Origin of the sequence: Leucobacter sp. gxy201 (genome assembly GCF_051043335.1) — a bacterium.
Taxonomy (GTDB): Bacteria; Actinomycetota; Actinomycetes; order Actinomycetales; family Microbacteriaceae; genus Leucobacter.
The window spans coordinates 88,237-102,027 of sequence record NZ_JAMXWS010000003.1; the positions used below are offsets into that span (position 1 = coordinate 88,237).

Genomic DNA, 13,791 nt, shown 5'->3' on the forward strand with positions numbered 1-13,791 from the left:
GAAACAAGGCCCGCTGCCGAACGGTCGTTGAAGAAGAAGCTCGCCGAACGTGACCTGTTCCAACCCGGATTCTCCGGAATGACCGCCGACAGTCCGTTCCCAGCGTTGGTGTCGTCCTGGCTCGAAGACATGGATCTGGAAGACAGGCTCTCGCGGACGACGAAGCTGCTGTATGAACGCAACATGCGCACCCTCGTGCTGCCGTTCTTCAAGGACGTCACACTCCGCGAGATCGGGGTCGCCCGCTGCGACTACTTCCTCAAACAGCTCGCGAAGCAGAGCTACAACCGGGCACGCCAAGCCCGCGTCGTCCTCCGCCTCGCCCTCGCGCTCGCGGTACGCCACGAAGTCATTCCACGCAAACCGATGGATCATGTCTCCAGGCTCCGCCGCCCGGTCCGCACGCCCGACATCTTCTCCTGGGACGAGCTCAAAGCCATCCGTGCAGGCATTAGCGCTTGGGAGCACCGCCCGATCAAGGCAGGCCCGAAACCCGACGGGCAACTCAGCCAGATCGTGGAAGTCATGCTCGGCACCTCAGCACGCATCGGCGAGCTCCTCGCGATCCGCCTGGGAGACCTCGACCTTGAGGCCCCGATCCCGTCGGTACGGATCTCCGGAACGATCGTCAGCCGGAAGGGAGAACCCACCCATCGGCAGGATCACCCCAAGACAGCCCGCTCTGTGCGTCGTATCGCTCTGCCCGGCTTCGCGCTCCGAGCGATCCAGGAACGGCTTCGGACGATCCGTTTCACCCACCCAGACGCGTTGCTGTTCTCCACCCGCGTCGGGACACCACACACGACCAACAACATCCGCAGGCAGCTTCGCGACGTGATGGAGAAAGCCGGGGTTGCTGACGTCACCCCGCACCGATTCCGCCGCACCGCAGCGACCGCGATCAACGAGATCGGGGGACTACAGCTCGCCTCCGAGCTCCTCGGACACAGTGACCCCTCGATCACGAGGGAGCACTACATCCGCCGCAACGAGACTGTGAACCCGATCACCGCGGACTTCCTTGAGCAAGCGTTCGGAAGACCAGCGTGATGGCGCGGCAGATCGCGGCCAGGGCGTGCGAGCTGGCGCGTTTCGTCGCGCAAACTGGCGGTTTTCCGCTGGCGAGAGCACGCCATGCTGAGCAGCATCCCCGTGTCTGTCGGGGGTGTGCGGCAGAATGGAGGCATGCTTGAAACCGCCGCACCTCCTGCCGACACGGCAGAACTACGCAAAGCTCGCGGCGCGTTCTTCACGCCCGATGCGATAACGCGCTATGTGACCGACTGGGCGATCCGAAGCTCAACGGACACCGTCCTCGAACCCTCCGCTGGTGATGCTGCGTTCCTCGTCCAAGCAGTGCGCCGCCTCCAGGAGCACGGCTCTGGCACGCCCGTCGTAGACGGTGTCGAGATCCACGAGCACAGTGCTGTAGTCGCACGCCGTCGGGTTGAGGAAGCCGGGGGCAGCCCAAGCATCACGGTTAGCGACTTCTTCCTCGTCGAACCAGAAGCCCGTTACTCCGTCGTGGTCGGCAATCCGCCTTACATCCGCTACCAGGACTTCACCGGCGAGTCTCGAACCAGGTCACGCGCAGCAGCCCTGAAAGCCGGAGTCTCTCTGACCGCGCTGGCATCAAGCTGGGCAGCGTTCACGGTCCACTCCGCCCTCTTCTTGAAGGACGGCGGGCGGATGGGGCTCGTGCTCCCCGCAGAACTTCTCAGCGTGAACTACGCGGCGGCTGTTCGACAGTTCCTCTTCGACCGATTCCGCAGCGTTGAACTCGTTCTATTCACCGAGCAGGTCTTTCCCGAAGCGGAAGCCGATGTCGTGCTGCTCCTCGCAGACGGGTTCAACGAGGGACCGACCGATCACGCGACGATCTACCAGGCTCAAGACGCCGATGCTCTCGCGTCTCTGAGTGGTTCGCTTACCTGGAAACCTACCGATCCATCAGCGAAATGGACGGGACTACTGGTAGACCCTGACGCGGTGGAGCCCCTTCGCACGCTCCGAGCAGAAGGCCACTTCACAAGCCTTGACACCTGGGGTGACACCACTCTTGGAATGGTCACTGGCAATAACCGGTACTTCGCACTCTCACCGGCACGAGTCAAAGAGCTCGGTATTCCTCGCAAAGACGTCGTGCGGCTCTCGCCGCCAGGGAGCTCCCATCTCAGAGGCCTTGAACTCTCAACTGGTGCAATGACCAAGCTTGGGCAACAAGGCAAATCCACCTGGCTGTTCCGCCCAGCTGGCAAGCCGTCTCCGGCTTCGCAGGCATATATCGATGCTGGACATCTCGCGGGCGTCGATGAAGCATACAAATGCCGTGTGCGGAAGCCGTGGTACCGAGTGCCGCTGCTGCCACCCGCCGACTTGATGCTGACGTGCATGAACGCCGACACTCCCAGGCTGACAACGAACACGGCGGGCGCGCACCACCTCAACTCTGTCCACGGCGTCTACCTCAATGAGCAAAATCGGGAGCTGGGGCGCGACCTTCTGCCTATCGCGAGCCTCAACTCGGTTACTCTTCTCAACGCCGAAATGGTGGGGCGCTCGTATGGGGGAGGGATTCTCAAGCTCGAGCCGCGCGAGGCCGACGTCTGGGCGATGCCCTCACCCGCACATGTACAAGCTTGCGCCGAGCAACTGCGTCTCATCAAGCAGGACGTCGCGAAGCTCCTCCAACAAGGAGACCTCATCGCAGCAGTCAAGCTCGTGGACGACGTACTGCTCATCGACCCCAAGCTCGTTACAGAATCCGAACTCGACCATGTGCGAGACGCCCACGCCGCCCTGGCTGGCCGACGCCAAGCAAGGGGACGAAGTGGCCACTGAACCATCGACAAAGGCGAAAGCGTGGGCGATTTTTGATCGCATCGTCGCTGATGCCGCCCCCAGCGGGGAGCACAGCAACCCTTGGGTAAGAGACGAGAGCGGAGCTCTCTCTTATGAGCCCGACTATGACACGCTCATCAAGCTTCTTGGCGTCCCTCTCTACCTGAAAGCCCCCACTACAACCGGCGTACCCGCTCTCGCGTTGGACGTCTGGCTTTCGTATGAGCTCCGTCGCTCCGGGTTCGATGCTGACGCCGCTTGGCCGCGTCCTTCGGCACCGCGAATCTTGCCCGGCCCCATCGTGAGCCTGCTCAACAAGGTCACGGCCAAGGAACGCGATGCGCTCTGGAAGAGACTTCAGGCAAAGACACCACCCACCGGAGCAGCCGCATCCTCGGCAAACATCCTTGGCAAGAACTACCTCAAACAGGTCGACGTCGTCATGTCGAACTGGGCGGCAGGACCAGAGCTCCTCATCAGCACAAAACGGATGGACTCCAGCTTCGGTAAGAACGCCGCCAACCGGGTAGAAGAATCATACGGCGATGCGAAGAACCTCCGCCTCCGCCACCCCCTCGCCGCACTCGGCTTCGTCTACGGGCTCCGATCCACCATCTTTGACGAGTCGCCCGATAAGGCGGAATGGCTCATCGACCTGCTCCAGAAGCTCGGACGAGAAGACGACGCCTATCACGCAGTCTCCCTCATCGTCATTGAGTACGGCAGTCACCTCTCCGTTGAAGAATCGGATGATGATCAGGGTGATGGCGAAGATCCACTCGCCGAGGCAGGTGTCGAAGGCAGCGAAGACTCAGACGACGACATCGAAGAACATGTCGAGCAGTCGGATGTCGAGGTGGCACTATCAAGCCTTCCTCCGGTGCACCTTCCTTGGGGTAAGGTGCCGGTTGATTTACGACCCGACCGATTCATCGCTGAAATGGTCCGCCGAGTGATCGACGCAACTCCAGTGAACATGCACACAGAGGCCCGTTCCCGGCGTGCTCGAGCTTCACTCCGGTAATAGTCACGAATGTTGCGAGGATGGCGCGGCAGTGCTGAAAGCTACTATGAGCCTTACTGGGTGCTTTTGTGCCCGAGCAGTGCCTTGTACATCGCTGTTGATGTATATCCCCGCCGTGGGGCAAACCGATTGGAAGTGAATTGGCTAGAAAACGTACCCAGATGAGAAGCGTCGCGGCTTACTCAATTCATGGTCGAGACGCGTCTGGAGTAATTGATTACCCAGAGTTCGTGAATGTGGTTGCAGATCTTGCTTCCGCGCGCGAGAGCCGCAAGGTCGTGCTCGGACAGGTTGTCGCAGTGACGCAGACCAGCCGCATCAGCGAGGACGTCACGGCTCTGAGGTTCATCTCTGGCAGTGAAGATCAGGTGCCGGTCTTCTACAACGAACGGACTGGCTCCGAAGAGTCGGTCGAACGAGATGAAGGCGTATTTGCGGTCGCGGTCTGGGCGATTTTCAACACGACCTCGCGCCTCGTTGCGATTGAACGTAAACGGCCAGGCGTCTCCACCGCAATCATCGAACGATACCTGCAGGCTCTTGGGCGAGATGCCGGTTATGACAGGCTGACGATCGACCTCAATCAAGTCACCTCCGAGGAGTTTGATAGGGCGGTTCAAGAACTCGAGACGGTCAAGAAGGTAACCGTTGCCGTTAACCAGCCCAACTTGGACTGGTCAGACGACAGCAACGAAATTCATAAATATGCTGAAGAATCCAGTGCGGCAAGTGCTCGCGTTGAACTTGTCGCACCAAGGGGTGAGGGCCTTTCAAAGAAGAAGGGTATTGTGCAGGACATTTTGGGTCTTGCTCGCAAGAAGATTTCCTCGCTGAAGAACGTCATCGTTGTCGGCCAAGCTCCCGGTGAAGCCGGGAACAAGACGATCAACCTTGAGAGGTATGCAAGGAAGACTCAGGTTGAGGTTGAGCGAGGAGCTACCGCGTTCGAGGAGCTCGATGCGATCAGGGAGTCCTCTTTGGAAATGATCGCAGAAGACGAAGGTGCAACTGCGTAGTCAATTCCGTTGCTCATCGCGCAACCAAGGAGGTGGGGCATGGGAAAAAAGCGGACGCAAGGTTTCTGGAGTGGAGAAGTTTGGGGAAGGCGTAAACAACTCCTGAAGGATCCCGCGCTCTGGGTCTCTTTGGTTCTCGCCTGCGTTACAGGCCTTATAGCGCCATTTATTCCGCTCGGTGCACTGTATGTTCAGGACCTAGCGAATTATGCACTCCTCTATGCTGCGCTGAGTTTTGGAGCTGCGATCGCTGGGGCGGGTATCGCGTTGGGTGTTCCTGGTGATAAACGTGTTCGCAGGTGGTCAAATCTGAAGCCTCAAGGGTCCAGGTACTCCTCTTTTCAGAATTTGCTTTTCACCTTCGCCTGGTCGGCAATGATCCAGATCGGTCTGGTCTTAGTTTCGTTTCTGGCGATCGCGTTCGGGACGGGATTCACAGTAATCCCACTCGGAGTTGCGTTTTCTGACGCCTGGTTTCACTACTTCGCGGTTTATCTAGCGTTTTGGCTTTGGTGGTATGCATTGTTCGAGCTATCGGCCGTAGTGAGGATTTTCATGCAGGTCGCTGGCGCGATCGTAAAGGAGAATGTGTTGAACGTTGATGAGGGGGGCAAAGAAGAGTCGGCTACCGGCGGAGGGCCGGAAGCGAAGAAGTCTCTCATCTTGCCGCATGATTAGTGTTAGATTCGGGACAGGCGATTGCTAGCGTCCAGGGTTCGCAGTCCCGACTGTCGCGACCCACGATCGCGGAGCACGCCTTCCCAGTCGGAGACCTTCGGCGGTGTCTCCGTAAACCCCACGTAAACCCCTGACGAATCTGTCATTGGCTACCAAGAGCCGGGACCTGATGCATGCAAACCATGCAATCCATGTGAACCGCCCTGGGTTTGTTGGCCCCTGACGGATCTGCCGGTGGCTACCAAGAGCCGGGACCTGGCCGGGACCTGACGCATGCAAATCATGCAATCCATGACGTGAAAAGGGACCTTCTGAGGGGCAGAAAAGCCCGGAAAATCAAGGATCTGGGCTGAACCGTCTACCTGGGGGTCAGGGGGTCGCAGGTTCACACCCTGTCAGCCAGACAGAAAACTCTGATGAGAGAAAATTCTCGTCAGAGTTCTGTCGTCTCTGCAGCTTCGAAGACTGGTTATGCGCAGCGCCCGGTACGGCAGGTGCCCGGCGCCATTGGTTCAGTTCTTCGCGGCCCAAACGCGCGACTTAATGAGAAGCTGGTGTCATCAGCGCGGTGTCGTATCGGAGAGTAGAGGCGTGATGGCGGGACCAGACCGAGAAGCCGAGGCCGCACGCGAGCATCTCATGCGCGTCGCGTTCCGCATGCTCGGCACGGTCGCCGAGGCCGAAGACGCGGTGCAAGAGGCGTACGTGCGTTGGGTTCGTCTGAGTGACGATGAACGCCGGGGCATTCGCAATCCGGCCGCCTGGCTCACCACGGCAACGACCCGTGTCTGCCTCGATATGCTCGGGTCGGCTGCCCACCGCCGCGAAGCCTATGTCGGGCCGTGGCTGCCCGAAGCGCTGCCGGTGCGCACGCCGCTCGTCGACGGCGGCGACCCCGCCACTCGGGCGCAGCTGCGCAGTTCGGTGAGTACGGCATTGCTGCGGCTGATGGAGCAGATGACCCCGGCCGAACGGGTGGCGGTCGTGCTGCATGACGTCTTCGGGTACTCATTCGCCGAGATCGGCGAGATGCTCGCGCGCTCCGCCGGTGCCGCACGCGAGCTCGCGTCATCGGGGCGCAAACACCTTGCGGCTCACAAGCGGAACGACGTCGACGCGAAGCTGCACCGCGAAACCGTCGCGGCCTTCCGCGGTGCCTCCGAAAGCGGGGATGTTACCGAGCTCGTGCGGCTGCTCGACCCGCGGGTCGTGCTCACCTCGGACGGCGGCGGGCTGGTCCGCGCAGCGCTCAACCCGATCCACGGCCCCGACAAGGTCGCGCGCTTCCTCCTCGGTGTCGCCCAGCGCCGCCCGGATGTGCGCACCGCGCTCGGCGAGACCGCCGACGGCGCCGCGGTCCTGTTCATCGACGGCAGCGGCGTGAGCGCCGTCGTGAACTTCGAGGTCGGCGAGGCGGGCGTCACGCAGGTGTGGATCCAGTGGAACCCGCGGAAACTGGGGGAGTGGGCGAAGCGAACCTGACATTTCCTCCGGCTGCGTCGTCGAAACAGTGACGGCACATTTCAGAAGGAGACCCATGCAGGCAATCATCGTCACCGACCGAGAAGCGGGTACGGAAGGGATGCGGCTCGCCGAGCGCCCGCATCCCCACGCCGCTGAGAACGACGTCGTCGTGCGCGTCAGAGCGGCGGGCTTCACGCCTGGCGAGCTGTCGTGGCCGGGCACCTGGGAAGACCGTGCCGGCAGGGATCGCACCCCGTCGATCCCTGGACACGAAGTCGCCGGGGTCGTCACAGAACTCGGCTACGGGACCACCGGCCTCAGCATCGGGCAGCGCGTCGTCGGGTTCACCGATTGGACCCGAGACGGTTCGCTCGCCGAGTACGTCGCGGTGGAGACCCGAAACCTGACAGCGCTACCGGCCGACATCGACTTCGTCACCGGCGCGAGCCTGCCGATCTCCGGACTGACCGCCTGGCAGGGGCTCTTCGTGCACGCGGGAGTACAGCCCGGGCAGAGCATCATGATCCACGGGGCGGCCGGCGGGGTCGGTTCGGCCGCCGTGCAGCTCGCGCGCGAGGCCGGCGCCTACGTGATCGGCACCGGGCGCGCCCGGGACCGCGAGACGATCCTCGGTCTCGGCGCCCACGAATTCCTCGACCTCGGCGCCGAAGACTGGCAGACGCACGAACCCGTCGACGCCGTCTTCGACGTGATCGGGGCGCGATCGGCGAGGCCTCGCTCGCGCTCATCCGCACGGGCGGCGTGCTGGTCACGATCGCCGCGCCGCCACCCGGGCGCCCCGAGGGCGGCCGGGCGGTGTTCTTCGTGGTCGAGCCGAATCGGCATCAGCTGCAGCAGATCATCGAACGCGTACGCGCGGGCCGGCTCCGCGTCGCCGTCGGAACCGTGGTCCCGCTCGCCGAAGCCGCCTCCGCATTCACGACCGGTAGCCGCGTGCCCGGGAAAACCATCATCGGTATCGATTTGTAGACCCCGGCAGCCAGCAGCCGCATCCCCTCACGAAGAAGAACAGAGAAGAAGGAACATCAGCAATGAACACCGTGAACATCACCAAGCTCAGCCCCGCCGCCTACCGCAAGGTGCTCGAACTCGACGGAGCGGTCGGCGAAGCGATCGCCGCAGCGGGCCTCGACGAGAAGCTCGTCGAGCTCGTGAAGATCCGCGTCTCGCAAATGAACGGCTGCGCGTTCTGCCTGCGCATGCACACGCGCGACGCGATCGCGAAGGGCGAGACCACCGATCGTCTCGCGGTCGTCGCGGCCTGGTGGGAGTCCCAGTACTTCACGCCCCAGGAGCAGGCCGCGCTCGCGCTCGCCGAAGAGGTGACCGGGCTGCCGCGCCCGGCGCGGGCCGAGTGGGACGACGGATCCCTCACGCCCGAGCAGGTGTCGGCCATCAGCTGGCTCGCGATCGTGATGGGAGTGTGGAACCGCGTCGCGATCCGCAGCCACTACGCGGTCGCCCCTTGAGCTGACCGGTGTCGGCAGCTTCGAGGAGGCGGGTCGCGACGCATTCGACAGCGGTCAGCGCCGGACCTCTACGCGTCGCACAAGGGGAGCGCGCTGAAGCTGATCGAGGCGCTGGTGCACGGCGACCCGGGCCGGTAGGTTTGAGCGCATGACAGGGATCACCGACGACGGCATCCGGATCGACCGCGAGATCGCGGCCCCGCCCGAGGCGGTGTTCGCCGCCCTCACGACGGCCGATTCGTTCGCTCGCTGGTTCGGCGGCGACGCGGTGCAGGTGCCCGCCGACCGGCTCGACTACCGTGCCGAGGCCGGGCGGGGTTGGGCGGCCGTCATGGTGCTGCCCGATGGCGGCACCATGGACTGGGCCGGAACGTTCATCGAGGTCGACGCGCCGATGCGCCTCGATATGACGATCACCGACCAGCCCGACGCCGAGAACGGCGCCCGGCTGACCTTCGAACTCGCGGCCGCGGCAGACGGGGAGGGGACTCGGCTCATGATGACGCAGCAGGCGCCGGGCTTCTCAGACGAGCAGAAGCACGCCACCATCGCAGGGTGGCAGGGCTTCCTCGACGTGCTCGCGCAGATCGCCGCGGCCTGAACGCCAGGGCTACGCGCGCAGGATCTTCTCCATCGGGCGCCCCTTCGCGAGCTCGTCGATGAGCTTGTCGAGGTAGCGGATCTCGCGCATCAGCGGGTCCTCGATCTCCTCGATCCGCACACCGCAGATGACGCCTTTGATCAGGTCGCGCGACGTGTTCAAGAGCGGGGCCTCGCCGAAGAACTGCTCGAGGTCGACCGGGTTGCCGGGAGCGATCAGCTCGTCGAGCTGCGCCTGCGTGTAGCCGGTGAGCCAGCGGATGATCTCGTCGACCTCCGCCTTCGTACGCCCCTTGCGCTCGGCCTTCGCCGTGTAGTTCGGGTAGAGATCCGAGAAGGCGAGCTTGTAGATGCGATGTCCGGCCATGAGCCCAGCATAGATCGGATCCCTGTCGATGCCCCGACCGCATCGCTAGAATTGTCGCGTCACGCCCGCCAGGGCATCTTCTCGGCTGAAAGGCAGCATTCGTGAGCGCTCCGATCCGCATCGGCATCGTTGGTTACGGCAACCTGGGGCGCGGCGTCGAAACCGCGATCGGCCTGAACCCCGACATGGCGCTCGTCGGCGTCTTCAGCCGCCGCGACCCCGCGAGCGTCGCCACCGTGCACGAGAGCACCCGGGTGTTCTCCATCGCCGATCTCGACAGGGATCGCGACGACATCGACGTGCTCGTGCTCTGCGGCGGTTCGCGCAGCGACCTGCCCGAGCAGAGTCCCGCGCTCGCCGCACGGTATTCGATCGTCGACAGCTACGACAACCACGCCCACATCCCCGAGCACTTCGCCGCCGTCGATGCGGCGGCGACCGCCGCCGGTACCGCGGCCGTCATCTCGACGGGCTGGGACCCGGGCATGTTCTCGCTGAACCGCGTCTTCGGCGAGGCGCTGCTGCCGCAGGGATCGACCTACACGTTCTGGGGCCGCGGGCTGAGCCAGGGCCACTCCGACGCGCTGCGCCGCGTGCCGGGCGTCGCCGGGGGAGTGCAGTACACGCTGCCGTCCGAGGACGCGATCGCGCGGGTGCGCGCCGGCGAGAACCCCGAGCTCTCCACCCGCGAGCGGCACACTCGCGAGTGCTTCGTCGTGCTCGAAGAGGGCGCCGACGCCGAGTCCGTGCGCGCCGAGATCGTGGGCATGCCCGACTACTTCGAGCCCTACGACACGACCGTCCACTTCATCTCGGCCGAAGAGCTCGCCCGCGATCACCAGGGCATGCCGCACGGCGGCTTCGTGATCCGCAGCGGCCGCACCTCCGACGCACAGCGGCAGGTGATCGAGTACCGCCTCGCGCTCGATTCGAACCCCGAGTTCACCGCGAGCGTGCTCGTCGCCTACGCGCGTGCCGCGGCGCGTCTCAGCGCCGCCGGTCAGCACGGGGCGAAGACGGTCTACGACATCGCGCCGGGGATGCTGTCGCCGAAATCGGCGGAGGAGCTGCGCGCCGGCCTGCTGTAGGCCGGCATCTCCGGTGCGCTGTAGGCCGGCACCTCCGGCGCGCTGTAGGCCGGAACCTCCGGCGCGCTGTAGACCGGCACCTCCAGCACGCTGTATAGCTTTCGCACGACCGTGTAGGCGAAGCGCGGTGATCGGGCTACACGGCGGTGCTTCGCCTATACACCGGGCAGGTGCCCGGGCCGGCACCGAGCCGGCACCGGCCCCGCTGCCGGAGCCGGCACCGGCTCGTGTGCGTGCGGGCATGCAGAACCCCGGGCCCTACACCCCCTTGACGGTGAAGATCTTCAAGAAGTACTGGCAGAGCGGCCCGATCGTGAAGACGAAGACGACGGTGCCGATGCCGACGAGCCCGCCGAGCAGCCAGCCGACGGCGACGACGCCCACCTCGAGGGTCGTGCGCACGACCCAGATCTGCAGGCCCGTGACCCGGTTGAGCCCGGTCATGAGCCCATCGCGCGGGCCCGAGCCGAACTTCGCTCCGATGTACATGCCCGTCGCGGCTCCGAGCAGTACGAGCCCGATGAGGTAGTAGAGCACCTGCACCCACAGGTTCGGCGCCTCCGGGATGAGGAGCAGCCCGACATCCGCCGACGGCCCGACGAGCAGCGCGTTCAGCAGGGTAGCGATGCCGGGTCGCTCGCGCAGCGGGATCCAGAGCAGCAGCACGATCACCGAGACGACGACGTTCATGACGCCGAAGGTCAGCGGGAAGTGGTTGATGAGACCGAGGGTGAGCACATCCCACGGGGCCGCTCCCAGCTCGGCGACGACCATGAACGCGATGGCGATGCCGTAGAGGAAGAGCCCGAGCAGCAGCTGCACGATGCGGCGGGGCAGCTGCCGATGGGCCCGCGGCCCGGTCAAGCGCCGAACGCTCTGCTGAAGTCGGGCATGCCCACGTACTCCTTCGCGGGCGGCGAGGAGTACGACAGCACCTTGCTGGTCGAGACGCCGTAGCCGATGCACGCCTCGGCGAGTTTGACCGCGCACCCGCAGCCGTCGAGCACCGGCACCCCGAGGCGGGCCTGCAGCTCTTTGTCGAGGGGGCCGAGCCCGGCGCATCCGAGCAGAATGGCCTCCGCGCCGTCCTCCTCGATCGCCCGTCGCGACTCCTGCTCCATCGCGGCGAGCGTGGCGTCGATATCCTCTTCGAGCCCCAGCACCGAGAGATCGATGGAGCGCACCGAGGCGCAGCGGTCGGCGAGCCCGGACCGGTCGATCGTCGCGGCGATCTGGTGCTCGAGTCGGCGCATGACGGTGACGACCGAGAATCTGGGGGCGACGAGCGCCGCGAGGTGCGCCGCCGCCTCTGCGATGCCGATGACCGGTACGTCGACGATCTCGCGGATCGCCATCAGCGCCGGGTCGATGAAGCAGGCGACGATGATGGCGTCGTATCCGTCCTCCCGGTGCTTCAGCACCGCATCGATCGTGGCCGCCGCCGCGATGGCGTCCTCGGTATGGGTCTCGATCGATCGGGGGCCGTACTCCGGCGAGATCGCATCGATGATCGTGCCGGGAGCGGCGACCTTGCGGCATTCCTCGGCGATCGCCGCGGTCATGCCGGCCGAGGTGTTGGGGTTGATGACGAGAAATCTCATGCCGTCCTCATCGTCGGTGCGGGTATTGACAGGGTCGTGTGCGGGGAGACCGGCGACGGCGTCTGCCGTCCGTGCAGGAACGGCAGACGCCGCCGTACCGAGCCGTCAGATGACGACGTTGATCTCTTCGGTCACGGTGCGGGCCTCATCGACCGAGATGCGGTCGTTGCGGCTGAGCAGGTAGTACACGCCGCCGGAGACGATGACACCGACGGGCCAAGCGAACGGCGCGACCATCGAGATCGCGGGAATGATGCTCATGATGATGGTGAGCACGCCGCCTACGATCAGTGCGGCGATCGCGCGCGGGTTGTAGCCGCGCCGGTAGTAGTAGCGACCGCGCGGGTCTTCGGTGAAGAGATCGCTCTTCTTGAAATGGCGTCCCTGGATGAAGTAGTAATCAGCGACGACGATGCCGACGAGGGGGCCCATCAGGGCTCCCACGCCGCCGATGAACTGATTGACGAGCACAGGGTTCGAGAACAGGTTCCACGGCAGGATGACGATCGACAGGATCGCGACGACGGCGCCCGACGTTCGGAACGTGAACGCCTTCGGCCACACGTTGATGATGTCGTACACCGGCGACACGTAGTTCAGGATGATGTTGATTCCGGCGGTCGCGATGCTCACGGCGATGATGGCGATGAGCAGCAGTGCGACGCTGTCGATATCGCCCATGAGATGGATCGGATCCTTCAGCGCATCGCCGTAGACCTTCAGCGAAGCCATGGCGATGACCACCGAGATGATGCCGAACGCCGTCGCGTTGATCAGCAGGCCGAGCGCATTGCCCTTGCGCACCATGGCTTCGCTCGGCGCATTGCGGGTGAAGTCGGCAAAGTTCAGCGTGGGGCCGGCCATGTAGGCGACGGTCAGGAAGACCGCGGCGAGCATGCCGTAGGTCTGCAGGCCCGGCGACACGCCTTCGGAAAGCCGTGCGCCGAGGTCGATGGACCAGTCGGCCCTCGCCAGCATCCAGATGGCGAGGGCGAACATCGCGATCCAGATCGTGGGGCCGGCGAAGTCCGACAGCCGGCGCACCGACTCCATGCCGAGCATGAGCACTGCGAGCTGGACTGCGGAGAGCGCGAGGAAGCAGATCCAGCCGAGCGCCGAGAGGCCGAGGAAGCTGTTCTCCGCCATCCCCGCGGTGCCGGGGAACACCTTCACGATCAGCAGCATAACTGCGGCCGAAGCGAGGTAGGTCTGGATCCCGTACCAGGCGATCGCGACGATGGCGCGCAGAATCGCTGGGATGTTTGCGCCGAAGATGCCGAAGGAGCCGCGAGCGAATACCGGGAACGGTACTTTCTCCCGCTGTCCGGCCGTACCCGTGAGGTTGTTCACGAAGTAGAGGATGAGCACGCCGATTGCGAACGCGATGATGACTTGCCAGCCGGAGATGCCGAAGACCAGCAGGCCGATGGCCATCGTGTAGCCGCCCAGGCTGTGCCAGGCCGACATCCACCAGTTGAAGAGGTTGACGGTTTTCCAGGTACCGGTCGCTGATTCCGGTGTGAGTTCGGTGTTGTACAACCTCGGTGAACGAGGATGGCGTTCGGACATTGAAATACTCCTTCGTATTCAGGCGAATGGGCCGGTGTTCATGAGACTAGCGA

The 13,791-nt window shown here is 64.1% G+C and carries 15 protein-coding genes and 1 pseudogene; 11 read left to right on the forward strand and 5 right to left on the reverse strand.

From position 1 onward, the window contains the following. Window positions 1-27 precede the first annotated feature (27 nt). The 7 genes and pseudogenes from NHL51_RS05490 to NHL51_RS05520 form a co-directional block, all read left to right on the forward strand. Window positions 28-1,050, forward strand: coding sequence for a tyrosine-type recombinase/integrase (locus NHL51_RS05490; RefSeq protein WP_434142330.1), 1,023 nt, complete (start codon window positions 28-30; stop codon window positions 1,048-1,050). A 135-nt stretch (window positions 1,051-1,185) separates the two neighbouring features. Continuing rightward, a complete protein-coding gene (locus NHL51_RS05495; RefSeq protein ID WP_434142331.1) occupies window positions 1,186-2,841 on the forward strand; it encodes an N-6 DNA methylase in 1,656 nt (551 codons plus the stop codon). Continuing rightward, complete coding sequence (locus NHL51_RS05500) at window positions 2,831-3,865, forward strand: hypothetical protein (RefSeq protein WP_434142332.1); 1,035 nt, start codon at window positions 2,831-2,833, stop codon at window positions 3,863-3,865. Before NHL51_RS05495 ends, NHL51_RS05500 begins: the two co-directional genes overlap by 11 nt. A gap of 230 nt (window positions 3,866-4,095) precedes the next feature. Then, window positions 4,096-4,881 carry a hypothetical protein gene (locus NHL51_RS05505; RefSeq protein ID WP_434142334.1) on the forward strand — a complete coding sequence of 262 codons (786 nt, stop codon included), beginning with the start codon at window positions 4,096-4,098 and terminating at the stop codon, window positions 4,879-4,881. 39 nt (window positions 4,882-4,920) lie between these two features. After that, the gene (locus tag NHL51_RS05510) at window positions 4,921-5,559 is read left to right on the forward strand and encodes a hypothetical protein (RefSeq protein WP_434142335.1); all 639 of its coding nucleotides are present in this window, start codon (window positions 4,921-4,923) and stop codon (window positions 5,557-5,559) included. Window positions 5,560-6,153: 594 nt separating this feature from the next. After that, on the forward strand, window positions 6,154-7,041 hold the full coding sequence (gene sigJ, locus NHL51_RS05515; RefSeq protein ID WP_434142337.1) for an RNA polymerase sigma factor SigJ: 888 nt from the start codon (window positions 6,154-6,156) through the stop codon (window positions 7,039-7,041). Between the two features lie 100 nt (window positions 7,042-7,141). Further along, window positions 7,142-7,381, forward strand: a pseudogene (locus tag NHL51_RS05520) (alcohol dehydrogenase catalytic domain-containing protein); the annotation flags it as partial. Between the two features lie 54 nt (window positions 7,382-7,435). Here NHL51_RS05520 and NHL51_RS05525 read toward each other — a convergent pair. After that, a complete protein-coding gene (locus NHL51_RS05525; protein ID WP_434142338.1) occupies window positions 7,436-7,708 on the reverse strand; it encodes a hypothetical protein in 273 nt (90 codons plus the stop codon). A 77-nt stretch (window positions 7,709-7,785) separates the two neighbouring features. Here NHL51_RS05525 and NHL51_RS05530 point away from each other — a divergent pair, with 77 nt between their 5' ends. The 3 genes from NHL51_RS05530 to NHL51_RS05540 all read left to right on the forward strand — a co-directional run bounded on the left by NHL51_RS05530 (window position 7,786) and on the right by NHL51_RS05540 (window position 9,114). Next, window positions 7,786-8,013, forward strand: coding sequence for a zinc-binding dehydrogenase (locus tag NHL51_RS05530; RefSeq protein ID WP_434142339.1), 228 nt, complete (start codon window positions 7,786-7,788; stop codon window positions 8,011-8,013). A gap of 62 nt (window positions 8,014-8,075) precedes the next feature. Then, complete coding sequence (locus NHL51_RS05535; protein WP_434142340.1) at window positions 8,076-8,513, forward strand: carboxymuconolactone decarboxylase family protein; 438 nt, start codon at window positions 8,076-8,078, stop codon at window positions 8,511-8,513. Between the two features lie 148 nt (window positions 8,514-8,661). Beyond that, complete coding sequence (locus tag NHL51_RS05540; RefSeq protein WP_434142341.1) at window positions 8,662-9,114, forward strand: SRPBCC family protein; 453 nt, start codon at window positions 8,662-8,664, stop codon at window positions 9,112-9,114. 9 nt (window positions 9,115-9,123) lie between these two features. On the opposite strand, the gene NHL51_RS05545 is transcribed toward NHL51_RS05540, so the two are convergent. Next, the gene (locus NHL51_RS05545) at window positions 9,124-9,480 is read right to left on the reverse strand and encodes a DUF2200 domain-containing protein (protein ID WP_434142342.1); all 357 of its coding nucleotides are present in this window, start codon (window positions 9,478-9,480) and stop codon (window positions 9,124-9,126) included. A gap of 101 nt (window positions 9,481-9,581) precedes the next feature. Between NHL51_RS05545 and NHL51_RS05550 the strand changes: the two genes are divergently transcribed. Next, window positions 9,582-10,568: a diaminopimelate dehydrogenase gene (locus NHL51_RS05550; protein WP_434142344.1), complete on the forward strand. Its 987-nt coding sequence runs from the start codon at window positions 9,582-9,584 to the stop codon at window positions 10,566-10,568. A gap of 258 nt (window positions 10,569-10,826) precedes the next feature. Here the strand turns inward: NHL51_RS05550 and NHL51_RS05555 are convergent, their stop codons facing one another. The 3 genes from NHL51_RS05555 to NHL51_RS05565 all read right to left on the reverse strand — a co-directional run bounded on the left by NHL51_RS05555 (window position 10,827) and on the right by NHL51_RS05565 (window position 13,738). Continuing rightward, the gene (locus NHL51_RS05555; protein WP_434142345.1) at window positions 10,827-11,432 is read right to left on the reverse strand and encodes a YczE/YyaS/YitT family protein; all 606 of its coding nucleotides are present in this window, start codon (window positions 11,430-11,432) and stop codon (window positions 10,827-10,829) included. Continuing rightward, complete coding sequence (locus NHL51_RS05560) at window positions 11,429-12,169, reverse strand: aspartate/glutamate racemase family protein (protein WP_434142346.1); 741 nt, start codon at window positions 12,167-12,169, stop codon at window positions 11,429-11,431. Before NHL51_RS05560 ends, NHL51_RS05555 begins: the two co-directional genes overlap by 4 nt. 105 nt (window positions 12,170-12,274) lie before the next feature. Continuing rightward, window positions 12,275-13,738, reverse strand: a complete 1,464-nt coding sequence (locus NHL51_RS05565) for an NCS1 family nucleobase:cation symporter-1 (RefSeq protein WP_434142348.1) — start codon at window positions 13,736-13,738, stop codon at window positions 12,275-12,277. Between the last annotated feature and the right edge of the window lie 53 nt (window positions 13,739-13,791).